20 protein-coding genes are annotated in these 22,047 nt (G+C 74.6%); 12 read left to right on the top strand and 8 right to left on the bottom strand.

The window, feature by feature from the left end:
- Positions 1-22: 22 nt before the first annotated feature.
- The 6 genes from ACFVXG_RS42830 (at position 23) to ACFVXG_RS42805 (ending at position 6,168) form a co-directional block, all read left to right on the top strand.
- Entirely contained in the window at positions 23-550 is a 528-nt protein-coding gene (locus ACFVXG_RS42830) for a GNAT family N-acetyltransferase (RefSeq protein ID WP_387935923.1), read from the top strand.
- A gap of 62 nt (positions 551-612) precedes the next feature.
- Complete coding sequence (locus ACFVXG_RS42825; RefSeq protein ID WP_387935960.1) at positions 613-1,365, top strand: ABC transporter ATP-binding protein; 753 nt, start codon at positions 613-615, stop codon at positions 1,363-1,365.
- The gene (locus ACFVXG_RS42820) at positions 1,362-3,308 is read left to right on the top strand and encodes an FtsX-like permease family protein (RefSeq protein ID WP_387935922.1); all 1,947 of its coding nucleotides are present in this window, start codon (positions 1,362-1,364) and stop codon (positions 3,306-3,308) included. Before ACFVXG_RS42825 ends, ACFVXG_RS42820 begins: the two co-directional genes overlap by 4 nt.
- A gap of 147 nt (positions 3,309-3,455) precedes the next feature.
- Positions 3,456-4,694 (top strand): Dyp-type peroxidase, encoded by a 1,239-nt coding sequence (locus ACFVXG_RS42815; protein WP_387935921.1) that lies wholly within the window; start codon positions 3,456-3,458, stop codon positions 4,692-4,694.
- Positions 4,695-4,891: 197 nt separating this feature from the next.
- Positions 4,892-5,674 (top strand): exonuclease domain-containing protein, encoded by a 783-nt coding sequence (locus ACFVXG_RS42810; RefSeq protein WP_387935920.1) that lies wholly within the window; start codon positions 4,892-4,894, stop codon positions 5,672-5,674.
- Positions 5,671-6,168, top strand: coding sequence for a GNAT family N-acetyltransferase (locus ACFVXG_RS42805; protein ID WP_387935919.1), 498 nt, complete (start codon positions 5,671-5,673; stop codon positions 6,166-6,168). Before ACFVXG_RS42810 ends, ACFVXG_RS42805 begins: the two co-directional genes overlap by 4 nt.
- 4 nt (positions 6,169-6,172) lie before the next feature.
- On the opposite strand, the gene ACFVXG_RS42800 is transcribed toward ACFVXG_RS42805, so the two are convergent.
- From ACFVXG_RS42800 to ACFVXG_RS42790, 3 genes are all read right to left on the bottom strand, one after another.
- Positions 6,173-7,000, bottom strand: coding sequence for a DUF1963 domain-containing protein (locus tag ACFVXG_RS42800; protein WP_387935918.1), 828 nt, complete (start codon positions 6,998-7,000; stop codon positions 6,173-6,175).
- Between the two features lie 46 nt (positions 7,001-7,046).
- Positions 7,047-8,051 (bottom strand): polysaccharide deacetylase family protein, encoded by a 1,005-nt coding sequence (locus tag ACFVXG_RS42795; protein WP_387935917.1) that lies wholly within the window; start codon positions 8,049-8,051, stop codon positions 7,047-7,049.
- 169 nt (positions 8,052-8,220) lie between these two features.
- A complete protein-coding gene (locus tag ACFVXG_RS42790) occupies positions 8,221-9,114 on the bottom strand; it encodes a phosphotransferase enzyme family protein (RefSeq protein ID WP_387935916.1) in 894 nt (297 codons plus the stop codon).
- Positions 9,115-9,724: 610 nt separating this feature from the next.
- Between ACFVXG_RS42790 and ACFVXG_RS42785 the strand changes: the two genes are divergently transcribed.
- From ACFVXG_RS42785 to ACFVXG_RS42770, 4 genes are all read left to right on the top strand, one after another.
- Complete coding sequence (locus ACFVXG_RS42785; protein WP_387935915.1) at positions 9,725-11,830, top strand: MMPL family transporter; 2,106 nt, start codon at positions 9,725-9,727, stop codon at positions 11,828-11,830.
- 305 nt (positions 11,831-12,135) lie between these two features.
- On the top strand, positions 12,136-12,342 hold the full coding sequence (locus tag ACFVXG_RS42780) for a cold-shock protein (RefSeq protein ID WP_196949043.1): 207 nt from the start codon (positions 12,136-12,138) through the stop codon (positions 12,340-12,342).
- 169 nt (positions 12,343-12,511) lie between these two features.
- Positions 12,512-14,254 carry a DEAD/DEAH box helicase gene (locus ACFVXG_RS42775; protein ID WP_387935914.1) on the top strand — a complete coding sequence of 581 codons (1,743 nt, stop codon included), beginning with the start codon at positions 12,512-12,514 and terminating at the stop codon, positions 14,252-14,254.
- 316 nt (positions 14,255-14,570) lie between these two features.
- On the top strand, positions 14,571-15,284 hold the full coding sequence (locus ACFVXG_RS42770; RefSeq protein ID WP_387935913.1) for a ricin-type beta-trefoil lectin domain protein: 714 nt from the start codon (positions 14,571-14,573) through the stop codon (positions 15,282-15,284).
- Positions 15,285-15,380: 96 nt separating this feature from the next.
- On the opposite strand, the gene ACFVXG_RS42765 is transcribed toward ACFVXG_RS42770, so the two are convergent.
- On the bottom strand, positions 15,381-16,229 hold the full coding sequence (locus ACFVXG_RS42765; protein WP_387935912.1) for a helix-turn-helix transcriptional regulator: 849 nt from the start codon (positions 16,227-16,229) through the stop codon (positions 15,381-15,383).
- 117 nt (positions 16,230-16,346) lie between these two features.
- Between ACFVXG_RS42765 and ACFVXG_RS42760 the strand changes: the two genes are divergently transcribed.
- Positions 16,347-17,360: a hypothetical protein gene (locus ACFVXG_RS42760; protein ID WP_387935911.1), complete on the top strand. Its 1,014-nt coding sequence runs from the start codon at positions 16,347-16,349 to the stop codon at positions 17,358-17,360.
- A 164-nt stretch (positions 17,361-17,524) separates the two neighbouring features.
- Entirely contained in the window at positions 17,525-17,923 is a 399-nt protein-coding gene (locus tag ACFVXG_RS42755; protein WP_387935910.1) for a hypothetical protein, read from the top strand.
- 32 nt (positions 17,924-17,955) lie between these two features.
- Here ACFVXG_RS42755 and ACFVXG_RS42750 read toward each other — a convergent pair whose 3' ends face one another.
- From ACFVXG_RS42750 to ACFVXG_RS42735, 4 genes are all read right to left on the bottom strand, one after another.
- Entirely contained in the window at positions 17,956-18,684 is a 729-nt protein-coding gene (locus ACFVXG_RS42750) for a sirohydrochlorin chelatase (protein WP_387935909.1), read from the bottom strand.
- Positions 18,685-18,695: 11 nt separating this feature from the next.
- Positions 18,696-19,610 (bottom strand): ABC transporter permease, encoded by a 915-nt coding sequence (locus ACFVXG_RS42745; RefSeq protein WP_387935908.1) that lies wholly within the window; start codon positions 19,608-19,610, stop codon positions 18,696-18,698.
- Positions 19,597-20,400 carry an ABC transporter ATP-binding protein gene (locus tag ACFVXG_RS42740; RefSeq protein WP_387935907.1) on the bottom strand — a complete coding sequence of 268 codons (804 nt, stop codon included), beginning with the start codon at positions 20,398-20,400 and terminating at the stop codon, positions 19,597-19,599. Before ACFVXG_RS42740 ends, ACFVXG_RS42745 begins: the two co-directional genes overlap by 14 nt.
- Positions 20,401-20,562: 162 nt before the next feature.
- The gene (locus ACFVXG_RS42735; RefSeq protein WP_387935906.1) at positions 20,563-21,732 is read right to left on the bottom strand and encodes an aliphatic sulfonate ABC transporter substrate-binding protein; all 1,170 of its coding nucleotides are present in this window, start codon (positions 21,730-21,732) and stop codon (positions 20,563-20,565) included.
- Positions 21,733-22,047 lie beyond the last annotated feature (315 nt).

Genomic DNA, 22,047 nt, shown 5'->3' with positions numbered 1-22,047 from the left:
CGCCGGTGGAACACTGCGCGCCGTGAACAGCCTCCCCGCCTGGACCCTGGAACCCGCCGGGCCCAAGGACCTCGAAGCCATCGTCGAGCTCAAGGCCCAGGTCATGCGCGCCGACCTGGAACGCCTCGGGCGCTGGGACCCGGACCGCTCCCGGGAACGCGTGCGGAAGTCCTTCTCCACCCGGTACACCTCGGTGCTGCTGGTCGAGGGCGCCTTCGCGGGCTCCGTCACGATCCGCCCCGACGAGCAGGGCGGCCGCCACCTGGAGCTGTTCTACCTGGCCCCCCGCCTCCAGGGCCGCGGCCTCGGCACCGCCGTCCTGCGCCACCTCCTCGCCGAGGCCGACGCCGCGGGCGAGCCCGTCCGCCTGGTCGTCCTCTCGGGCAGCGCCGCCCAACGGCTGTACGAACGGCACGGCTTCACGGTCGTCCACGAGGACCCGATCGACGTCACCATGCACCGCCCGGCCCCCGGGGCCACCCCGGAGCGGTTGGACGCCGACGTCCGCGCCGAGGCCCGGCGGCTGACCGGGGTCCTTCCCGTGCCGTAACGATTCGCCCATCACCCCTGGTCAGGGCGGGTGTGACCGTGGTAGGTGTAGCCCCCGTGAAGATCACGGGGGATGACGGGGCCGTACTGCGCCTCGAAGACGTACACCGCACCTACGGCACCGGCCCGGAGGCCGTGCGGGCGCTCAGGGGGGTGGACGTCACCTTCGACCGCGGCACGTTCACCGCCGTCATGGGCCCCTCCGGCTCCGGCAAGAGCACCCTGCTGCAGTGCAGCGCCGGCCTGGACCGCCCCGACGGCGGCCGGGTCGTGCTGGACGGCACCGACCTCGCCCGCCTGGGCGAGACCCAGCTGACCGTCCTGCGCCGGCAGCAACTCGGCTTCGTGTTCCAGGCGTTCAACCTGGTCGGCTCGCTCACCGCCGAGCAGAACGTCGGCCTGCCGCTGCGCCTGGCCGGGCGCCGCCCCGACCGGGCCGAGGTCCGGGCCGCGCTCGCCCAGGTCGGCCTCGCCGAGCGGGCCGGCCACCTGCCCTCCCAGCTGTCCGGCGGGCAGCAGCAGCGCGTCGCCATCGCGCGCGCCCTGATCACCAAGCCCCGGATGCTGTTCGCCGACGAGCCCACCGGCGCCCTCGACAGCTCCAGCAGCCGCGATGTGCTCGCCCTGCTGCGCGACCTGGTCGACCGCGAGGGCCAGAGCACCGTCATGGTCACCCACGACCCGGTCGCCGCCTCCTACGCCGACCGCGTGCTCTTCCTGGCCGACGGCCGGATCGTCGACGACCTGCCCCACCCGAGCGCCCAGCAGGTCGCCGAGCGGATGACCGCCCTGGAGACGACGGGGACGGCGGCATGACTTCGCTCGGCACCCTGCTGCCCGTGGCCGCCGCGAGCCTGCGCCGCCGCAAGGCCGCCTTCGCCGGCTCCTACGTCGCCCTCACCCTGGGCGTCACCCTGGTCGCCACCACCGGCAGCCTGCTCAACGACACCGCCGGGGACGACTCCCCGCTCGGCGCCCCCTCGCTGCACAAGGTGCTCCAGTTCACCTCGGCGATGGCCGCCTTCGTCGCCGTCTTCGTCGTCGCCGGCACCTTCGCCTTCGCGGTCGCCCAGCGCCGCCAGGAGATCGCGATGCTGCGCGCCGTCGGCGCGACGCCCCGCCAGATCGTCCAGCTGATCACCGGCGAGGCCGTCGTCGTCGCCCTCGTCTCCGCGGTCAGCGGCTGCCTGCTCTCGCTGCCCGGCGCGCCCGCGCTCGCCGCCTGGCTGGTGGCCCGCGGCGCCGCCCCCGAGGGGTTCACCGCCCGGCCCGCCGTCGGGCCGATGCTGCTGGCCGCCGCCGTCGGCCTGGCGGTCGCCCTGCTCGGGGCCGTCGCCGCCGCCGTCCGGGCCGGGCGGGTGCGGGCCGTGGAGGCGCTCGGCGACGCCGCCGTCGACCGCGCGGTCATGACCGGGCCGCGCTGGGCCTTCGCCGTGCTCGGGCTGGTCGGCTTCGTCGGCACCGTCGGCTTCTACCTGGCGGCGTCCAGCATGCCGCCCGCCCCCGGCGACCAGCCGGACGACCCCCAGCTGGCCTCCCAGTGGGTGATGGGCGCCGACCTGGCCGCCATCACCACCATCGCCCTGTTCGCGCCCGTCGTCGTGCCGCTGCTGGTCCGGCTGCTCAGCGCCCCGCTGGCCCGGCTCACCGCCGCCGCCCCGCTGCTCGCCCGGCAGAACGCGCTCACCGCGGTGCGCCGCACCGTCTCCACCGCCACCCCGGCCTTCCTCACCATCGCGCTCGCCGGTACCGCCGTCGGCTCCACCGCCGCCTTCGCCGACGCCATGACCGCCCAGGCCAGGGCCACCGCGGCGGCCCGGTACGTGCTGCGCCCCGGCGCCGCCCCGCTGCCCGCCGACGCCGCCCGGCGGCTCACCGCCGGCCAGGCCGGCCTGCACGCCACCGCGACCACCTCCACCGTGGTGATGGGCCTCGGCGCCGAGCGGCCCGCCTTCGACGACCACAGCGAGGACTCGCCCGCCAGCGCTCCGTCCGCCGCCACCGTCGTGGACGGCGACCTCGCCACCGCCTGGACCCTGCCCGCCGTCGAGGGCTCCGCCGCCGACCTGCACGGCGCCACCCTCGCCGCCTCCACCGACCAGGTCCGCGGCCACGGCTGGAAGCTCGGCGACCAGGTCAACCTGCGCCTGGCCGACGGCACCGTCACCGGCCTGCGGCTCGCCCTGGTCTACCGCACCCAGCTCGGCCTGGACGAGGTCCTGCTCAGCGGCGACGCCGTCAGCGGCCACCTGGCCGGCGCCCGCCCCGGCGCCGTCCACCTCAGCGCCGAACCCGCCGACCGGCTCGGCGGCGTCCTCACCGACGCCCAGGCCCCGGGGCCCGACCCGAACGCCCACTACGCCTGGATCGCCACCACCACCATCCTCGGCCCGGCCCTGCTCTACGCGCTGATCGCCATCGTCAACACCATGGTGATGAGCGTCGCCGACCGGCGCCGCGACTTCACCGTGCTGCGGCTGGCCGGGACGGTGCGCCGCCAGGTGCTGCAGATGGTCGCGCTGGAGGCCGTCCTGGTGGTGGCCACCGCCACCGCGCTCGCCCTCGCCGTCACCGCGCTGACCCAGTACGGCACCACGGCCCTGCTCAACCACCGCATCCTGGCCGGGCAGGCGAGCGTCGCGCTGCGGCTGCCCTGGCTGCCGCTGGGCGGGGGCGCGGGGCTCTGCCTGGCGCTCGCGGTGGCGTCCAGCGTGCTGTCCAGCCGGCTCGCGCTGAGTGGACGGGCGGCGGCCCGGTAGGCCCACCAGGCCTGGTACGCCCGGGGGCCGGTGGCGCCCGGGGTAGCCCGTACGGCTGGTGACCCACTAGTAATCATTCGATAGGACTATTCGGCCCCGGCGTGCTCGTCAGCGCGCCGGGGCCGAGCCGCCGTAGCGTCCGATCCCATGATCGACAGCCCGCACCCGACCGGCTCCGAACACCCCCACGCCACCCGCCGCGGCCTGCTGCGCACCGCCCTCGGCGCCTCCACCGCCCTCGTCGCCCTGCCCGTGCCGTCCGCGGCCGCCCGCACACCGGGCGGACGGATCGAGTTCCACGGCGTCCACCAGGCCGGCATCCTCAACCCGCCCCCCGGCTACGCCACCTTCCTCGCCCTCGACGTCACCGCCCGCGACCGCGCCGCCCTGGAAACCCTGCTGCGCACCCTCACCGACCGGATCCGCTTCCTCACCACCGGCGGCACCCCGCCCGACCCCGGCCCGGACGCCGCCCCCGCCGACAGCGGCACCCTCGGCCCCGTCCTGCCCGCCGACGACCTCACCGTCACCGTCTCCGTCGGCGCCTCGCTCTTCGACACCCGCTACGGCCTCACCGACCGGTGCCCCCGCCGCCTCACCGCCATGCCCGCCTTCCCCGTCGACGCCCTGCGCCCCGCCGAATGCCACGGCGACCTCTGCCTCCAGATCTGCGCCGAGAGCCGCGACACCGTCCAGCACGCCGTCCGCGACCTGCTGCGCGCCACCAAGGGCCTGGCCGGGCCCCGCTGGCAGCTCGACGGCTTCCAGAACCGCCCCCGCCCCACCGGCTCGGCCCGCAACCTGCTCGGCTTCAAGGACGGCATCCAGAACCCCGACACCGGATCCTCCCGGCAGATGGACGAACTGGTCTGGGTCGGCGACGGCGGCGACGAACCCGCCTGGGCCGCCGGCGGCAGCTACCAGGTCGTCCGCGCCATCCGCATCCTGGCCGCGGGCTGGGACGAGGTGCCGCTGCACCAGCAGGAGCGGACGATCGGCCGCCGCAAGGGCGACGGCGCCCCGCTCGGCGCCGCCGTCGAGACCGACATCCCCGACTACACCCACGACCCCGACGGCGCCGTCATCCCCCTCGACTCCCACATCCGCCGCGCCAACCCCCGCACCGACGCCGCCGGGCCCAGCCGCATCCTGCGCCGCGGCTTCAACTTCGACCGCGGCCTCGGCCCCGACGGCGAACCCGACCTCGGCCTCGCCTTCTGCTGCTACCAGCAGGACGTCCGGCGCCAGTTCGAGGCCGTCCAGGCCCGCCTCGACACCGAACCCCTCGCCCGCCACCTCCGCCCCACCGGCGGCGGCTACTTCTACGTCCTCCCCGGCGCCCGCGACAGCACCGACTGGCTCGGCCGCACCCTCCTCGCGCCCTGACCGGCGGGTCGCCCAACGAGGCTTCAGGGAAGCGGAGTTGAACCCTCCGTCGGCGCCCGCAGCCGGCCTCCCGACGCGGCGCCCCGACCCCGACCGCCCGCCCGCGACCGCCCGCACCGGCTCCCCTGCCGGTCGGGTTGTCGGTGGGGCGGGTGATGATGGGGGCTGTTTCGCCGGAGGACGGAAGGACACACCTGATGAGCTGGTGGCAGCAGCCACTGGTCGGCTTCGACCTGGAGACCACGGGCACCGACCCGGCCGTGGACCGCATCGTCACGGCCGCGCTCGTGGACACGGTCGGCGCCGTCCGGGTGGAGGCGGCCAACTGGCTGCTCGATCCCGGCGTGCCGATCCCCGCCGAGGCGGAGGCGATCCACGGGATCGGGGACGCCCTGGCACGCAGCAGGGGGCGACAGGCCAAGGAGGCGGTCGAGGAGATAGCCGCGGCGCTCTGCGCGCGGATAGCGGACGGACGGCCGGTGGTCGCCTTCAACGCGCCCTTCGACCTCTCGCTGCTCGACGCCGAGCTGCGCCGCTACGGCCTGCCCACGCTCGCCGAGCGCCTCGGCGCCCCGGTCGGCCCGGTGCTGGACGCGCTGGTGATCGACCGGGCCGTCGACAAGTACCGCAAGGGCTCACGCACCCTGCAGCGGGTGTGCGAGGTGTACGGGGTGGAGCTGACGGACGCCCACGAGGCGGGCAGCGACGCGCTGGCCGCCGTACGGGTCGCCGTCGCCTTGGCCGGGCGCTACCCGGCCGAGGTCGGGGAGGTGGCACCGGCCGAACTGCACCGGCGCCAGATCGGCTGGTACCGGGAGTGGGCCGAAGGCCTCCAGGCCTGGCTGCGCCGCGGCAAGGACCCGCAGGCCGTGGTCGACCCGCGCTGGCCGTCCAGACCGTCCGGCGTGGACGACGTGGACGGCGAGGACGACGTGGACGCGGCGGACAGGGCGGCCGACCGGCCGGCCGCGACCGGATGACCGGGCCCGACGGGTCGACCGGGCCCGCCCACCGGGTGCGCCCGGCCCGACCCGAGGACCTGCCCGGCTTCCTCGCCCTCGCCGCCGAGGTCGAGCACTGGTTCGGCCCGATGGTGGCCGAGCCCGGCTTCCACCGCGCGGTGGAGAAGTCCGTCGCCCGGGGCAACGCGACCGTCGCGGAGGACGACCGGGGCCTGCTCGGCGGCCTGCTGTTCGGCCCCGCCCAGGACGGGCCGCACCATCTGCACTGGCTGGTGGTCGCCGAGCGCGCCCGGGGCACCGGCGAGGGCCGGGCGCTGGTCGAGGACGCGCTGCGCCGGCACGTCCGCGCCCCGGCCACCGTCGAGGTGGTCACCTTCGGCCCGGACCACCCCGGGGCGGTGACCAGCGGCGCCCGGGTGTTCTACGAGCGGCTGGGCTTCACCCCGGCCGAGCCCGCCGGGCCCGGACCGGAGGGCGGCTCCCGCCAGGTCTACCGGCTGCGCCTCGACTGAGGCCTCAGCCCTGGATGTCCAGACCCACCGGGTGCGCCAGGTCCACCGGGCAGACGAACACGTGCAGTTCGCCGTGCCGACCCATCGACAGGCCGGGGTCGTCGCCGCTCTCCACCGTGAGCAGCAGCGTCATCCGGGCCCCGCAGCGGCAGTCGACCGGGATCAGGTCGGTGCAGTGCCAGGACGGCCAGCCGCCCAGCTTCCAGCCGTCCGCGCGGCCGTGGTCCCGCTCGTACTCCAGGCCCTGCCGCTCGGCGAACTCCGCGACGGCGCGGGCGAGTTCCCCGGGCAGCTCGTCCCGGTCGGGCAGGTCGAGGACCTGCTCGGGGCGCAGCGCGCACGGCTGCGGCAGGTACGGCTCGGCGCTGTGCCGGGGCGCCGGGGGAGTGGCGGGGGCGAGCTCGGCGGCGCGCTGCCAGTGGAGTTCGACGGCGGGGCCGTAGTAGTAGCGCTCGCCCTGGATGTCGTCGTGGTCGTTGGGGCACCAGAGCACCTGGAGCAGGTCGGTGGCCGCCGGCCAGGGCAGGTGCGGGGCGTCCTGGGCGCGGATCCGGGCGAGCGGGACCAACGCCGTCGCGGGGGCGGGGAGTCCGGGCTCCCTACGGGGGAAGCCGTCCTCCTCCTCGGGGTGCCGCGCGGTGCAGTGCGGCCAGGGTTCGCCGACCGGCCACAGCGCCGGGCCGCCGATCCGGCTGCCGGGCGGGTCGGCGAGCGGCAGGTCGGCGCCGGGCGGGGCGGCGTACGGGTGCAGCAGGGTGGCCGGCCGCAGGTAGCGGGCCAGGCCGGGGACGGCGGCGACGAGGTCGGCGGGGTCGGGTGCGGGGTCGGTCACGGCGCCCCAGCCTACGGCCCGGCCCGCCACCTGCCGCCCAACACCCCTACGCGGCCGGGAAGTCGAAGGTGTACCCCTGGGTGACGAGCCAGGGCAGCAGCTGCTTGAGCGCGGCCACGGTCTGGCTGCGGTCGCCGCCGCCGTCGTGCATCAGGATCACCCCGCCGGGCTTGAGCTGGCTCTGCACGGTGGAGACGATCGCGGGCACGCCCGGGCGGGACCAGTCGCGGGGGTCGACGGACCAGCCGAGCGAGTCCATCCCGAGGCCGGCGGCGATGTGCTCGTTGTCGGCGTTGAAGCCGCCGCCCGGGGCGCGGAACCAGCTGATCCGGGTGCCGGGCCCGCCGGCCTTGACGATCATGTCGCGGGCGGCGGAGATCTCGTACACCGCCTTGTCGTGCGGGAGCTTCTCGAAGGGCTGCGGGTGGTGGACGCTGTGGTCGCACAGCCGGTGGCCCTCGGCCAGCACCCGCTTGACCAGGGCCGGGTTGGCGGCGGCGTTCTGGCCGATCTCGCAGAAGGTGGCCTTGACGTGGTACTGGGCGAGCAGGTCGAGGATCTGGCCGGTGGCCGGGCCGGGGCCGTCGTCGAAGGTGAGGGCGACCGTGCGGCCGCCGGAGGCGGTGGAGCCGATCACCTTGGTGGCGGGCCCGGGGTGCGCGGGCGGCGCGGCGGGCGTGCCGGTGGCCGGGGCCTGGCTCTGGCTCTGCCCCTGGGCCCCGCCGGTGGTGGCCGACCCGGTGGTGGCCGACCCGGTGGTGGTCGACCCGGCGGGGGTGCGCGGCGTGGTGGCGGCCGGCCGGGCGGCCGGGCCGGAGCCGGCGGCGTCCGAGCCGGGGGTGGGGGCGATGGTGGCGGCCCCGGTGCCGGTCGGCTGCTGCTGCGTGGGGGCGCTGGCGGTCGCGGTGGGCTGCAGGGCCCCGCTGGCGGTGCCGCACGCGGTCAGGCCCAGGAGGGCGGCCACCGCGATGCAGCCCGCGATCAGCCGTCGGCGGCCGGTGGCCTCACGGGTCGGGGGGAGGGGGCTGCGACGGGTGGGGGTCCGGTGCATGGCGGCGGCTCCTGAGGGGCAAGAAGGGGGCCGATCCCTCGGTCAGGATGACTGTGTGATAGGACGCCGATCGTACGTGTCCCGGTTGCGCGCCGGACCGTTGCGGCTTAAGAGTCTTCTCACATCCGAGGGGTTTGGCGTCCGCCGGTCGGAGGGGGTAGTGGTGCCGTCAGAACGGGTACCAGCGCACCCCGGTGGCCCCCTCCCGGAGCGAGTCCACCCGGCGCCGGAACTCCGCCAGTGCCGCCGGGCTCCCGGCCGCCTGCTGGGCGACCCAGGAGGCGCTTGCGGTCTCCCGGGCCCCGCGCAGGACCGTGAAGCCGGACCAGTCGCGCACGTCCCGGCCGTACGCCTCGGTGAACGCCCGGTAGTCGTCCTCGGGCACGCCGTAGCGGTCGTGGGCGAGCGCGAGGACCACCAGGTCGTGCTCCCGCAGGTCCTGGGAGAAGGTCTCCAGGTCCAGCAGCACCGGCCCGTCCGGGCCCACGTGGACGTTGCGCGGCAGCGCGTCGCCGTGGATCACCCCGGGGGCCAGGTCCGGCGCCAGACCCGGCAGGGCGGCCGCGAAGTCGTCCCGGCGCCCGCGCAGGAAGGCGACGTCCGCCGGGTCGACCTGCCCCTCGGCGGAGGCCAGCCAGCGCTCCACCGGCGCCAGCAGGTCGCGCCCGCCGAGCGGGAACGGCGGCAGCGGCAGCGCGTGCAGGGCGCGCAGCAGCGGGGCGAGGTCGGCCGGGCGGGCCGGGCGGACGGCGGGGGCGAGCCGGTGCCAGAAGGTGACCGGGTGCCCGTGCGCCCGCTGCGGCCCGGCCGCCACCGCCTCGTACGGGCGGACCACCGGGACGCCCTGCCCGGCGAGCCAGTGCGCGACGGTCAGTTCGCGCTGCGCCCGGTCGTACAGTTCGGGGCCGCGGCCGACCTTGGCGACCACGGCCGGGTCGCCGAGGTCGAAGACGGCGTTCTCGCCGAGGGCGAGCAGTCGGGCCCCGTCCGGGGCGGGCAGTCCGGCGCTCGCGCAGGCGCCGGCGAGCAGCAGCCGGGCGCGGCCCTCGTCGAAGGGGATCATGGCTGGGCTCCGTTCCGCCGTCGTTCATCCGGGGGACCCCGGACGGTGATCATCATGGCGCACCGGGCGGCGCGCGGGCGGCGGGGCCGTCGGAGGGTTTCCCGACAGTAGCTCAACTGGTAGAGAGGGGCTGGCAGTTGGGCGCAGATCCGGGCCGCGGGCGGGCGCGCCCCCGGTCCCGCTCCGGGGGGTGAGGTGGGGTTATCCCCACCCCCGGACCCTTAGTCCTCCTCCTCGGAGGTAGGGGGTGGACTCCACCCTGAGGGGGAGAAGTCTCCACCCGGAGCACGAGGCAGAGGGGGCTGCGGCCGGGAGACACTGGGTCGGGGCCGTTCGGGGCGGCCCCGTACGGGGGTTGGAACACGGGGGCTCCTTGCCGCACGGCGAGCACGTACTCGTAGGATGACGCCCAGACCTACTTACCTGCCGACCGGCTAGGGGGCGCCAGCGCGCGTCCCCGGTCCGGTCCTGCCGTCGCCCAGCGTCCCGTCCCCCAAGGGCTGCGGTGAACCATGCCCAGGAGGCATCGAGCATGTTCCACCGACTAGGACAATTCGTCGTTCGCCGCGCTTGGTGGGTGATCGCCGCATGGCTCGTCGGAGCGGTCATCGTGTCCATCAGCGCCGCGAAGGTCGTCGACCAGACCGACCAGTCGAAGTTCCTGCCCACTCATTACGAGTCGATCCAGGCCGCGGAGCTCCAGGGGCGGGCCTTCCCGTCCAGCTTCACGCCGTCCGCCCTGCTGCTCTTCGAGCGCACCGACGGCGGTCAGCTGACCAAGGACGACCAGGCCTCGATGGACAAGGTCGTCAAGGGCCTGACGGACGCGCAGATCCCGCTGGTCCAGCAGGTCCTGCCGGTCCTGGAGCAGTCGAAGTCCAAGGACGGCAAGTACGCGCTGTCCCAGGTCGCCATGGACCAGAGCAAGCAGCAGGACCCGCAGTTCGCCGAGGCGGCCAAGAAGCTGCGCGAGGACGGCACCAAGCTCGCCGAGGGCACCGGGCTGAAGTTCCAGGTCGGCGGTGACGCGGCGAGCCAGCTGGACCAGAAGGAGTCCTCGGGCTCGACCGACTCGATCGTGCTGCTCGGCGGCCTGGTGCTGGTCATCCTGATCGTCGGCATCATCTTCCGCAGCATCCTGGCCGGTCTCCTGCCGGTGCTGCTCTCGCTGGTGGTCGCGATGCCGGTCGCCAAGGGCCTGATCAACGACGCGGTCAAGGCGTTCGACCTGCAGACCACGCCGATGACCTCGGCGATCCTGATCATCGTGGTGCTCGGCGTCGGCACCGACTACTTCCTTTTCCTGGCGTTCCGCTACCGGGAGCGGCTGCGGGCCGGTGACGACCGCAAGCAGGCCGTGGCCAACGCGGTCGGCCGGGTCGGCGAGGCGATCGCCTCGGCCGCCGGCGCCGTCGCCGTCGCCTTCGCGGTGCTGATCCTCTCCAGCCTCGGCATGTTCACCGCGCTCGGCCCGGCCCTGGCCATCGCCGTCCTCGCCACCGCGGCCGTCATGCTCACCCTGGCCCCGGCCGTGCTCGCCGTGATCCCCTCCCGGGCCGTGTTCTGGCCCGGCCGCAAGTGGATGCAGGAGCCCCAGAACGCCCGCTTCGCCGCGCTCGGCCGGATGACCGGCAAGAAGCCCGGCCTGGTCGCCCTGGTCTCCGGCGGCCTGCTGCTCGTCCTGGCCCTGGCCGGCGTCAACTACACCGGCACCTACGACCTCGCGGGCAGCTCCATGCCCAAGGACAAGGAGTCGATGGTCGTCCAGGACAAGCTGATGAACGCGTTCTCGGCCGGTGCCACCGACCCGAGCCACGTCTTCCTCACCAGCACCAACGGCGCCAAGCTGAACGAGGGCGACTTCAAGGCCTTCGGCGACAAGCTCGGCGGGGTCGCCGGGGTGGCCAACGTGGTCATGCCCACCGCGGAGCGCGGCATCAGCAAGGACGGCACCACCGCCGACTTCTCGGTGGAGCTGAAGGACGCCCCGGCCACCAACGAGGCGATCGACACCGTGGTGAAGCTGCGCGACGCCGCGCACGCCGCGGCCCCGGCCGACAGCAAGGCCCTGGTCGGCGGCATGACGTCCATCTTCAAGGACATCAACGCCGCGATGGTCCACGACTACTCGCTGGTCTTCCCGATCGCGGCCCTGCTGATCATGATCATCCTGGGCCTGCAGCTGCGCAGCATCGTCGCGCCCTGGTACCTGATGGCCTCGGTCGGCCTCGGCTTCGGCGCCACCCTCGGCGCCACCACCCTGCTGTTCCAGAACATCAAGGGTGAGGCGGGGCTGATGTTCATGCTGCCGATCTTCATCTACCTCTTCGTGGTGGCGATCGGCACCGACTACAACATCCTGATCATCGCCCGTCTGCGGGAGGAGGCCCGCGAGGGCCGCAGCCCGCGCGAGGCGGCCCGCGAGGCCATCAAGCACGGCGGTCCGACCGTCGCGGCGGCCGGCTTCATCCTGGCGGCCTCGTTCGGGACCTTCATGCTCGCGGGCAACGTGCTCTTCATGGAGCTCGGCTTCGCGCTGGCCTTCGGCATCGTGCTGGCGGCCTTCGTGATGGCGATGTTCTTCACCCCGTCCATCACGGCCCTGCTCGGCCAGAAGGCCTGGTGGCCCGGCCACGGCGGTGACGCCCGTCCCGGTGAGGGCCACGCCCCGCTGGCCGGCACCCACGGCCTGCCGGAGCCGGCCGGCCGGCACTGACCCGGGGGCCCGGCCACGGGTCCGACAGCAGACGGCGCCCCGCTCCGGCGGGGCGCCGTCCCCTGTTTGCAAGGCGGCCAAACGTGATCTGTTCAGCAGAAAAGTGCCCGGTCAATCGGGGTGTCGCCGTGCTACAGTCGAGTCAGTTGCAGTTTTGGTTCCCATGAACGCTTGTGTGCGCCTGCTGGTTCCAACCAACAGGCGCATTTGTTTTGTCCGGTGTTTCAGTCTCCGGATGGGGATCGCGGCTACTTGGGGATTCACGAGGTGTGAATCCCTGATGCCCCAAGTATGAGGAGACGGTTATGGCTACCGGCACCGTGAAGTGGTTCAACAGCGAAAAGGGCTTCGGCTTCATCGAGCAGGACGGCGGCGGCCCGGACGTCTTCGCCCACTACTCGAACATCCAGGCCAACGGCTTCCGCGAGCTCGTCGAGGGCCAGCGTGTGGAGTTCGACGTCACCCAGGGCCAGAAGGGCCCGCAGGGCGAGAACATCCAGGTCATCGCCTGACGTTCAGCCTCTACGCTGACACGTGATCCTGTGATCCCGTGAGGCAGGGGCCCGCACCGGCAACGGTGCGGGCCCCTGTTCATGCCGCCGTACGGCCGGGGCGGCGCACTCCACCCAGACGGCCGACCAGTCCGCGAGCGCGGGCTGCCGACCGACTGACGGAGAATCCGTGACCACCCCTGCCCGCACGCCCCGCGACCGTGGCGACCGCACCACCGACCGTTCCGCCGCGCGCTCGGCCGACCGTACGGCCGAAGGCCGCACCGGCCGCCCCCGCCGCACCGGCGACAACCCCGAGCGCGCCCGCCGCACCGGCGAGGGCGCCGACCGCGCCCGCAAGCCGCGGGGCCGCACCGGCGCCCCGAAGACCGGCCGCACCGCCGTCCCGGAGGCCGCCGACTTCACCGTCGTCGAGGGCACCCCGGCCCGGCCCCCGGCGGCCACCTTCGCCGAGCTCGAGATGCCCAAGGCGCTCCTGTCCGCGCTCACCCGCGAGGGCGTCACCGAGCCGTTCCCGATCCAGGCCGCCACCCTGCCCGACTCGATCGCCGGGCGCGACGTCCTCGGCCGCGGCCGCACCGGCTCCGGCAAGACCCTGGCCTTCGGCCTGCCGCTGCTCGCCCGCACGGCCGGCCGCCGCGCCGACTCCCGGCACCCGCTGGCGCTCGTCCTGGTGCCCACCCGCGAGCTCGCCCAGCAGGTCACCGAGGCGCTCACCCCGTACGCCACCGCCGTCAACCTGCGGATCACCACCGTCGTCGGCGGCATGGGCATCAGCCGGCAGGCCAACGCGGTGCGCCGCGGCACCGAGGTCCTGGTCGCCACCCCCGGCCGACTGGACGACCTGATCGGGCGCGGTGACGTCAACCTGTCCGACGTCGCCATCACGGTCCTCGACGAGGCCGACCAGATGGCCGACATGGGCTTCCTCCCGCAGGTCAGCCGGCTGCTGGAGCAGGTCGCCGAGGGCGGGCAGCGGATGCTGTTCTCCGCCACCCTGGACCGCAACGTGGACCGGCTGGTCAAGCGCTTCCTGACCGACCCGGTCACCCACTCGGTCGACCCCTCGGCCGGCGCGGTCACCACCATGGACCACCACGTCCTGCAGCTGGAGCCCACCGACAAGGCCTCCGCCACCGCGCACATCGCCTCCCGCGACGGCCGGGTGATCATGTTCGTGCACACCAAGCACGGCGCCGACCGGCTCGCCAAGCAGCTGCGCGCCACCGGCGTGATGGCCGCCGCCCTGCACGGCGGCAAGTCCCAGCCGCAGCGCAACCGGGTCCTGGACCAGTTCCGCGAGGGCGAGGTCACCGCGCTGATCGCCACCAACGTGGCCGCCCGCGGCATCCACATCGACGGCCTGGACCTGGTCGTCAACGTCGACCCGCCGATCGACCACAAGGACTACCTGCACCGCGGCGGCCGCACCGCCCGGGCCGGCGAGTCCGGCACGGTCGTCACCCTGGTGCTGCCCGAGCAGCGCCGCGAGGTCAACCGGCTGATGACGGTCGCCGGGATCCGCCCGACCGTCACCAAGATCCGCCCCGGCGACGCCGACCTGGCCCGGATCACCGGCGCCCGCACCCCCAGCGGTGTCGCGGTCGCCCTGGCCGTCCCGGCCACCGCCCAGCCCGCGGCCCAGGCCGGCTCCGCCGACGGCAAGGCCGCCGGCAAGTCGGGCAACGCGCGCCGCCGCCCCGCCAAGCGCTCCGGGCTGCCTGCCGACGTCGACATGAACGGCAACCCGCGCCGCCCGCGCCCCAAGCAGCGCGTCGGCGGGGCCGCCCAGGGCGAGCGGCCGCAGGCCGCCGGGTTCATCGGGCGCTCCTCCGGCCGGGCCCGGCCGGGCAGCGGCTCCCAGTCCGGCGCCAACTACGGGACCGGGCGCCAGCGCCGCAAGTTCGACTGACCGCCCCGGGGCCCCGCGCCCCGACCGGCCTTCCCGCGGGCCCCGCGAACCCCCCTGTCACCGGGGGATTTCGCGGGGCCCGCGGCGTTTTCCGGACCGGAACGAGCCCGGTTCCCGTACGGCCCCCGCGCGGCCTGATCGGGGCGGACGTCGGCAGCTGGCGTGAATCCGCCGTAACGTGCGTTGAACCAGCGCTTGACGGGCGACCGCGCACCCCCGATTCTTTTACGCGGCCCACACAACTGTCGCACAGTCACCACGAGTCGACAGCTGTTGAGTTGACGTGATTCGCCGACCCGGAAGGACCACCGTCCCGATGCGCCGAACCTCCGCTCTGCTCACCACCGCCCTGCTCGCAGGGGCCGCCGCCGTGGCCGCACCCGCCACCAGCGCCCAGGCCGCCCCCGCCTGCACCGCCTCCGCCGTGGGCTGGAGCGTGGTCGGCAACTGCAGCGGGCTCGACCCGATGCAGGCCTGGACGGTCACCGCCAGCTGTTTCTACTGGAACGCCGACCACACCCTGCAGTTCTCCCGACCGGCGATCGGCGGCACCGGGATCGGCGACGGCCGGGTCATCGCGTCCTGCGGGGCCGGCGACACCGTCATCTTCCCGCGCGTCATCCTCGGCGCCGCCCCGCCGGCCGGCCCGACCGGCCAGATCACCGGCTACGTCGGCAAGTGCGCCGACGTGCGGGGCGCCAACGTCGGCAACGGCACCGCCGTCCAGATCTACGACTGCAACGGCAGCCTGGCGCAGAAGTGGCGGATCGGCGTCGACGGCACCGTCCGCGCCCTCGGCAAGTGCATGGACGTCTCCGGCGGCGGCACCACCAACGGCACCCCCGTCCAGATCTACGACTGCAACGGCAGCGGCGCCCAGCAGTGGCAGGCCCGCTCCGACGGCTCGCTGTACAACCCGCAGTCCGGCCGCTGCCTGGACGACCTCGGCTTCTCCACCACCAACGGCAACCAGCTCGGCATCTGGGACTGCAACGGCGCGGCCAACCAGAAGTGGAACCTCCCGGTCTGACCGACCGCCACCTGAACCGGTCCGCCGCCCGCACCCCCGTCGGGCGGCGGACCCTTTTTCCGGGCTAGGGGCCCGCCGCCCTGGAGGCCCGCCGCCCTAGACGCTCGCCGCCGTCGGGGCCAGCCGGCGCAGCCGCTCCGCCGTCTGCGCGTCCCGCGGCGACATCACGATCAACTGCAGCCCCTCGGCGGCCAGCAGCACGTGCTGGTCGATCCGAAGCTCGCCCAACTCCTCGTGCCGCAACACCTTCTCGGCGCCCGAACGCTCCGCCACCTGGTGCTCGCCCAGCCAGCGGTCCGCCTCCGGATACTCCTCCCGCACGTGCTGGATCATCCGGCCCAGGTGGCGGCCCACCGCCGTGGCCTCGCCGCCGCGCTCCGCGTAGGCCGAGCGCAACTGGGCCAGGAATCGCCGGGCGTGCTCCTCCCAGTGCTCCACCCGGTCGCGGTGCGCGGCGTTGCCGAACACCACCCAGGCCAGGTTGCACTCCTGCGGCGGCCGCCCGGACAGCCCGAACAGCGCGTCGGCGCCCGGATTCCAGGCCCGCAGGTCCCAGTTGGCGTCCATCACCCAGGCCGGCGCCGGCCACTGCGCGTGCATCAGCCGCAGCAGCGCCGCCGGGACCTCCGCGGGCGCGCTCACCTCCCCGTCCATCGGGTGGCTGCCCGCCAGCCGGAACAGGTACGCCGTCTCCGCCCGGTCCAGCCGCAGCGTCCGGGCCAGACTCGCCAGCACCTCCGGCGACGGGTGGATGTCCCGCCCCTGCTCCAACCACGTGTACCAGGTCACCCCCACCCCGGCCAGCAGCGCCAACTCCTCCCGCCGCAGCCCCGGCGTGCGCCGCCGCACCCCCGGCGCCAAACCCACCTGCTGCGGCGTCAACCGGGCCCGGCGGCTGCGCAGGAAACCCGACAGCTCCGTGCGGCGCTCCTCCGACTCGTCCATCTCCCCCGTCCTTCCCCTGGTGGTCCGACTACCAGTATCGCCACGCACTGCCGCCGCCCCCGGCGCCCGATGGAAGCTTGATCACGACACCGGAAGCCACCCCGAGGAACCTCCCTGATGAACCGTCGGAACCGTACCGTCCGCCGCGCCGTGACCACCCTCGCGGCCGCCGCCCTGCTCGCCGGCGCCGGAACGCTGCCCGCCGCCGCGGCCGCCCACTGCCCCGCCCCGGCCGTGATCAACGGCCACGCCCCCACCCTGGTGCCCGAGACCGCCGTCTGGGACCAGGCCCACCACCGCTTCCTGGTCGGCTCGCTGCGCCACGGCACCGTCTCCGCCGTCGCCCTCGACGGCAGCGTCCGCACCCTGATCGACGACCCCGGCACCCTCACCGAGATCGCCGGCCTGCGGATCGACCGGGCCCACCGCCGGATCCTGGTCACCAACCTCGACAACGGCATCGGCGAACGCAGCGGCCCCGCCACCCTCGGCCGGCTCGCCGGCATCGCCGCCTACGACCTGGACACCGGCCGCCGCCTCTACTACACCGACCTCGCCGCCGTCGCCGCGGACGGCGGCAGCCACCTGGCCAACGACATCGCCGTCGCCCCCGACGGCACCGCCTACGTCACCGACTCCTTCGCCCCCGTCGTCTACCGGGTCGACCCGGACGGCACCGGCTCCGTCCTGCTGCGCGACGACCGCCTCGCCCCCGCCCCCGGCGCCTACGGCCTCAACGGCATCGCCTACCGCGACGGCCGGCTCCTGCTCGGCAAGTGGGACGACGGCACCCTGTGGCAGCTCCCACTGCGGGACCCGGCTGGCCTGCGCCGCGTCGAGATCGCCGACGGCGGCGCCCTGCTCCACCTCGACGGCATCTCCGCCCGCCCCGACGGCAGCCTCGCGGGCGTCACCAACGCCTTCTACGGGGCGGGCCACGACGCCGAGGTCGAACTGCGCTCCGACGACCACTGGCGCACCGCCCGCCTCACCGCCGTCCACCCCTCCGCCGACGCCACCCCCACCGCCGTCACCACCGGCCCCGGCGGCGCCCTCTACCAGCTCTCCGGCGGCCTCGCCGACGCGAACGCCGGCCACCCGGGGGACACCTTCACCCTCCGCCGGGTCTGACCCGGCCCCACCCCGAGGGCGCGCCCGGCACCGGCCGTGCGCGCCCTCGGTGCTGCCGTACGCCGTCACCGGTTCGAGTGGGTGCGGCTGGTCCGGCGTGCGGGCCGCTGGCACGCTGCGGCCCAGGCGACGGGAGAGACCCGGTGGCCCGACGGGAGGGGCGGATGGCCGACGATCCGGAGCTCGAGGCGATCGCCGAGCATGACGGGACGCACGGACCGACCGAGGGGGAGATCATGAGCGCCGAGCCGGCCGAGCCGCCGGGCCGCGAGCCGGTGATGATCACCACCTGGCTGCGGCTGCCCAAGCCGGTGATGGACGAGGTGCGCCGACGGGCGCGGGAGCGGGTGACCGAGCCGGGCGCCCTCCTCCGGGAATGGGTCGAAGCCGCCGTCGTGGACCCGGGCGGGACCGTGCCGGTGAGCGTGATCATCGCCGCCGTGGCGCGCCACCATCGGGAGCGTGCGGCCCTGATCGGTCGGCAGTTCGAGCGGGCGCGGCACTGGGAAGGGGTCGAAATCGCCGCGTACGTGCATCGGGCTGATGAAGCGGAACCCCGCTGAGCCGGGCTCCGGCTCGGGCCCGGCTCAGGAGCTCAGGCGCTCAGCGCCGTGACGGCCGTCGCCGCCCGGCGGGCCCGGTCGTAGCGTTCCAGCAGCAGCGCGGCCAGCTCCGGGGCCGCGCCGAGGACGTCGGCGACCAGGTCCGCGCCCGCCGCGGCCGCCGCGATGCGGTCCGGCAGCCGGCCCGGGGCCAGCAGGTACGGGGCGACGGCCGTCCGCCCCGCGCCGGCCGCGCGCAGGGCGGCGAGGGCGTCGGGCACCCGCGGGCCGGCCGCCGAGGCGTAGGCGACCTCGACGGCGGCCCAGCCGCGGGTGCGCCGCCACTCGGCGGCCACCCGGCGGGTGGCCGCGTCGGCGGCCGGGTCGGAGGAGCCCGCCGCGGCCAGCACCACGCCCGTACCGGCGCGGACCGCCGCCGAGCGGACGTCGAGCCCGGCCGCGGCCAGCCGGCGGTCCAGGGCGGCGAGCAGCAGCGGGGAGGGGCCCAGCACGTCGGCGACCGGCAGCCCGGCGCCGGCCGCGCGCAGGGCGGCGGGGATGTCGTGCTTGGCGTGGAAGGCCCGGTTGAGCAGCAGCGGGACGGCCACCGCGTCCGCCAGCCGGCCGACCATCTGGGGGATCCGCGGCGCGCAGTGGTCCAGGTAGGCGGTGGCGACCTCCAGGGCGGGCCGCTGCGCCCGCACCTCCCGGACCAGCGCGGCCACGGTCGCGGCGTGCCGCGGGTCGCGGCTGCCGTGGGCGATCAGCAGGAGGGCGGGCATCGGCGGCTGCCTCACTTGCCGGAGGCCAGCAGGCCGCGGTTGCGCAGCACCCGTCGCTCGAGCGGGGTGAAGACGAGCAGGTCGATGGCGATGCCGACGAACAGGATGAGGATGATGCCGAGCAGCACCCCGGACATGTCGGAGAACTCGCGCTGGTCCTCCAGGAACCGGCCCAGGCCCCGGCCGAGGTCGGGGGAGGAGGCGACCAGCTCGGCGGCCATCAGGGAGCGCCAGGCGAACGCCCAGCCCTGCTTGAGGCCGGCCAGGTAGCCGGGCAGGGCGGCGGGGATGAGGACGTGCCGGGCGCCGGTGAGGCCGGTGGCGCCGATGGTGCGTCCGGCCCGCAGGAACAGCGGCGGGACCTGGTCGATGCCGGCCACCAGCCCGTTGGCGATGGACGGGACGGCGCCGAGCAGGATCACCGTGTACATCATCTGGTCGTTGATGCCGAGCCAGATGACGGCGGCCGGCACCCAGGCGACCGAGGGCAGCGACTGGAGGCCCTGGAGCACCGGGCCGATCGCCGTGCGCACCGGCTTGACCCGGGCGACGACCAGGCCGATCGGGGTGCCGATGATGACCGCGAGCACGAAGCCGGACAGGCCGCGCCACACGCTGGTCCAGATGATCGAGAACAGCGTGCCCTGGTACCAGAGGTCCAGGAGGGAGCGCCACACGTCCGCGGGGCTGGGCAGGTTGTACGAGGAGGTGACGTGCAGGCTGTACGCGCCCTGCCAGAGCGCGAGCACCACCAGCACGCCGATCAGCGGCGGCAGCGCCTTGGTGCGCAGCGCCTCGCCGAGCGAACCGCGCTGGGCGGTGACGGTGTCGAGGGCGTCCAGGCCGGCGCCGACGTCGGCGGTGTCGGAGGCGCCGCCGGTGGCGTCCTTGTCCAGGACGACGGGAGCGGTGTCAGTGCTGGCCATGGCGACGGATCTCCCCACGCAGTTCTTCGGTGATCTCGATGGACAGGTCGGCGACGCCCGAGGACTCGATGCGGCGCGGCTGCGGCAGGTCGATCCGCCACTCGCGGGCGACCCGGCCGGGGCGGGAGGAGAGCAGGACGACGCGCTGGGCCAGCCGCACCGCCTCGCGCACGTTGTGGGTGACGAACAGGACGGACAGCTGCCGCTCGGCCCAGATCCGGGTGATCTCGTCGTGCAGGACGTCCCGGGTGATGGCGTCGAGGGCCGCGAAGGGCTCGTCCATCAGCAGCACCTTGCTGCCCTGGGCGAGGGCGCGGGCCATCGCGACGCGCTGGCGCATGCCTCCGGACAGCTCGTGCACCCGCTTGCCGTAGGAGCCGTTCAGGCGGACGAGTTCGAGCAGGCGCTCGGCCTCGGCGCGCCGCTCGGGGCGCGGCACGCCGGCCAGCTTGAGGGCGAGCTCGATGTTCTTCCCGGCGGTGAGCCAGGGGAACAGCGCGTGTTCCTGGAACATCAGGGCGGGGCGGCCGCCGGGGACCTCGATGCTGCCGCGGCTGGGCTTGTCCAGGCCGGCGACCAGGTTGAGCAGGGTGGACTTGCCGCAGCCCGAGGCGCCGAGCAGGGTGACGAACTCGCCGGGCGCGACGTCGAGGGTGATGTCGTCCAGCACGTGGGTCTGGGAGCCCGCGCGGCCGAAGGACTTGTGCACGTGCGAGATCCGGACGGCGGGCGCGCCGCCGGTGGCGTCGGCGCCGGGGGCGTCCGCCGAGGTGGTCAGTGCCGGGGTCATCCGGGCACCTCCTGCGTGAGTGGTCTGGCAAAGCTGGCGAGGGCTGCGGGTCGGAGCCGGGGTCCGGGCCCCCGCCCGGGCCGGTGGGCATCGATCGGGGATCGACCGGGCGGGCGGGGGCCGGACCGCGGAGCTGCGTGGCGACGGCCTACGGGGGACGGACTACTTGGCGCCGAGTCCGGCGTCCGCCACGGGCGGCTGGCCCTGGGCCGCGAGGACCTTGTTCAGCAGGGTGAGGTCGTAGATGCCGTTCAGGTTGGGCTTCTTGAGGAGCCCGGCGGTCACGGCGTGGTCGGCCTCGGCCTGGAGGGTGTTCGCCAGCGGGTCGTCCAGGAAGTCGATGTCGGCCCAGGCCGGGTCCAGGACGGCCGGCTCCAGCGCGGTGCCGGTCTCCTTCTTGATCGCCGCGTTGGCGTCGGCCTTGGCCTTGTAGGGGCTGGCCTGGATGAAGGCGTTGGTGTTCACCGAGCCGCGCAGCACGGCCTCCACCACGTCCGGGTGCTCCTTGAGGAACTTCTGCGAGACGATGATGTTGGTGATCACGAACTTCTTGTCCGGCCAGACGTCCTTCTCGTTGAGCAGGACCTTCGCGCCGAGGGTGACCAGCTTGGAGGCGGTGGGCTCGGGCACCCAGGCGCCGTCGATGGAGCCCTGCTTGTAGGCGTCGGGGGTGACCTTGTTGTCGGTGCGCACCACCGAGACGTCGCCGGCGCCGGACGCCGCGTCCACCTTGAAGCCCTTGCCGGCCAGGTAGTTGAGCAGCGCCACGTCCTGGGTGTTGCCCAGCTGCGGGGTGGCGATCTTCTTGCCCTTGAGGTCGTCCAGCGAGCTGATCCTGTCCGGGTTGACCACCAGCTTGACCCCGCCGGAGGCCGAACCGCCGATGATCTTCAGGGACTTGCCGTCGGACTTGGTGTAGCCGTTGATCGCCGGGGAGGGGCCGATCCAGCCGATGTCGATCGATCCGGCGTTGAGCGCCTCGATCTCCGCCGGGCCCGCGTTGAAGACCTGGGTCTTGACCTGGGTGGCGCCCAACTCCTTCTGGAACAGGCCCTCCTGGAGGCCGACCAGCGGGGTGCCGTGGGTCAGGTTGGCGAAGTAGCCGATCTTCACGGTGTCCGCGGACAGCTTCGGTCCGGACGCGGAGTTCCCCACGGTGGCCGCGGTGTCGGCCTTGTTGTCCGCCTTGGAGCCGTAGCTGCAGGCCGACAGCAGGGCGACGGCGGTCAGGCCGGCGGCGGCGGCCGCGGCCGAGCGTCTGATCCGGCCGGCGTTCGGGCGGGAGTGCCGATGGGAGGGATTGCTGCGGGAGGGTGCCTGGTGCGGTGCCATGGTGGTGGGTCCTGTTCGCGGACGGACCGTCAGGAAGCGGTCCCGGGCGGACGGTTGGAAGGTGGCGCTTGCGGCAGGGGGTGTGCCGGGCAAGCCGGGCGGCCGTGGGGAGCGGCCCGGTGACGGGGCGTTCTCAGCCCCGTCGGCCCGCACATCGGGTCAGGCCGCCCTGGCCGCTGCCGAGGACGCCGCTGCCGATGCGGCCGCCTTCCTTGTCCATGCCCGAGAACGCCTCGCTGGGCATCAGACCCAGTCCTCCTCGTCGGGCGCGTCGGGCGCGCCGTCGGTGCGTACGGTGGCGAAGGCCTCGCCCGC

Source organism: Kitasatospora sp. NPDC058162 (genome assembly GCF_042884005.1).
Lineage (GTDB): Bacteria > Actinomycetota > Actinomycetes > Streptomycetales > Streptomycetaceae > Kitasatospora.
This window is presented reverse-complemented; position numbering and strand designations above follow the sequence as displayed.

What these genes read in the sequence shown, in the direction of transcription:
- ACFVXG_RS42820 (WP_387935922.1), top strand. Translation starts at nt 1,362, where the DNA reads ATGACTTCGCTCGGCACCCTGCTGCCCGTGGCCGCCGCGAGCCTGCGC.
- ACFVXG_RS42815 (WP_387935921.1), top strand. Translation starts at nt 3,456, where the DNA reads ATGATCGACAGCCCGCACCCGACCGGCTCCGAACACCCCCACGCCACC.
- ACFVXG_RS42810 (WP_387935920.1), top strand. Translation starts at nt 4,892, where the DNA reads ATGAGCTGGTGGCAGCAGCCACTGGTCGGCTTCGACCTGGAGACCACG.
- ACFVXG_RS42805 (WP_387935919.1), top strand. Translation starts at nt 5,671, where the DNA reads ATGACCGGGCCCGACGGGTCGACCGGGCCCGCCCACCGGGTGCGCCCG.
- ACFVXG_RS42795 (WP_387935917.1), bottom strand. Translation starts at nt 8,051, where the DNA reads ATGCACCGGACCCCCACCCGTCGCAGCCCCCTCCCCCCGACCCGTGAG.
- ACFVXG_RS42790 (WP_387935916.1), bottom strand. Translation starts at nt 9,114, where the DNA reads ATGATCCCCTTCGACGAGGGCCGCGCCCGGCTGCTGCTCGCCGGCGCC.
- ACFVXG_RS42780 (WP_196949043.1), top strand. Translation starts at nt 12,136, where the DNA reads ATGGCTACCGGCACCGTGAAGTGGTTCAACAGCGAAAAGGGCTTCGGC.
- ACFVXG_RS42770 (WP_387935913.1), top strand. Translation starts at nt 14,571, where the DNA reads ATGCGCCGAACCTCCGCTCTGCTCACCACCGCCCTGCTCGCAGGGGCC.
- ACFVXG_RS42765 (WP_387935912.1), bottom strand. Translation starts at nt 16,229, where the DNA reads ATGGACGAGTCGGAGGAGCGCCGCACGGAGCTGTCGGGTTTCCTGCGC.
- ACFVXG_RS42760 (WP_387935911.1), top strand. Translation starts at nt 16,347, where the DNA reads ATGAACCGTCGGAACCGTACCGTCCGCCGCGCCGTGACCACCCTCGCG.
- ACFVXG_RS42755 (WP_387935910.1), top strand. Translation starts at nt 17,525, where the DNA reads ATGGCCGACGATCCGGAGCTCGAGGCGATCGCCGAGCATGACGGGACG.
- ACFVXG_RS42750 (WP_387935909.1), bottom strand. Translation starts at nt 18,684, where the DNA reads ATGCCCGCCCTCCTGCTGATCGCCCACGGCAGCCGCGACCCGCGGCAC.
- ACFVXG_RS42745 (WP_387935908.1), bottom strand. Translation starts at nt 19,610, where the DNA reads ATGGCCAGCACTGACACCGCTCCCGTCGTCCTGGACAAGGACGCCACC.
- ACFVXG_RS42740 (WP_387935907.1), bottom strand. Translation starts at nt 20,400, where the DNA reads ATGACCCCGGCACTGACCACCTCGGCGGACGCCCCCGGCGCCGACGCC.
- ACFVXG_RS42735 (WP_387935906.1), bottom strand. Translation starts at nt 21,732, where the DNA reads ATGGCACCGCACCAGGCACCCTCCCGCAGCAATCCCTCCCATCGGCAC.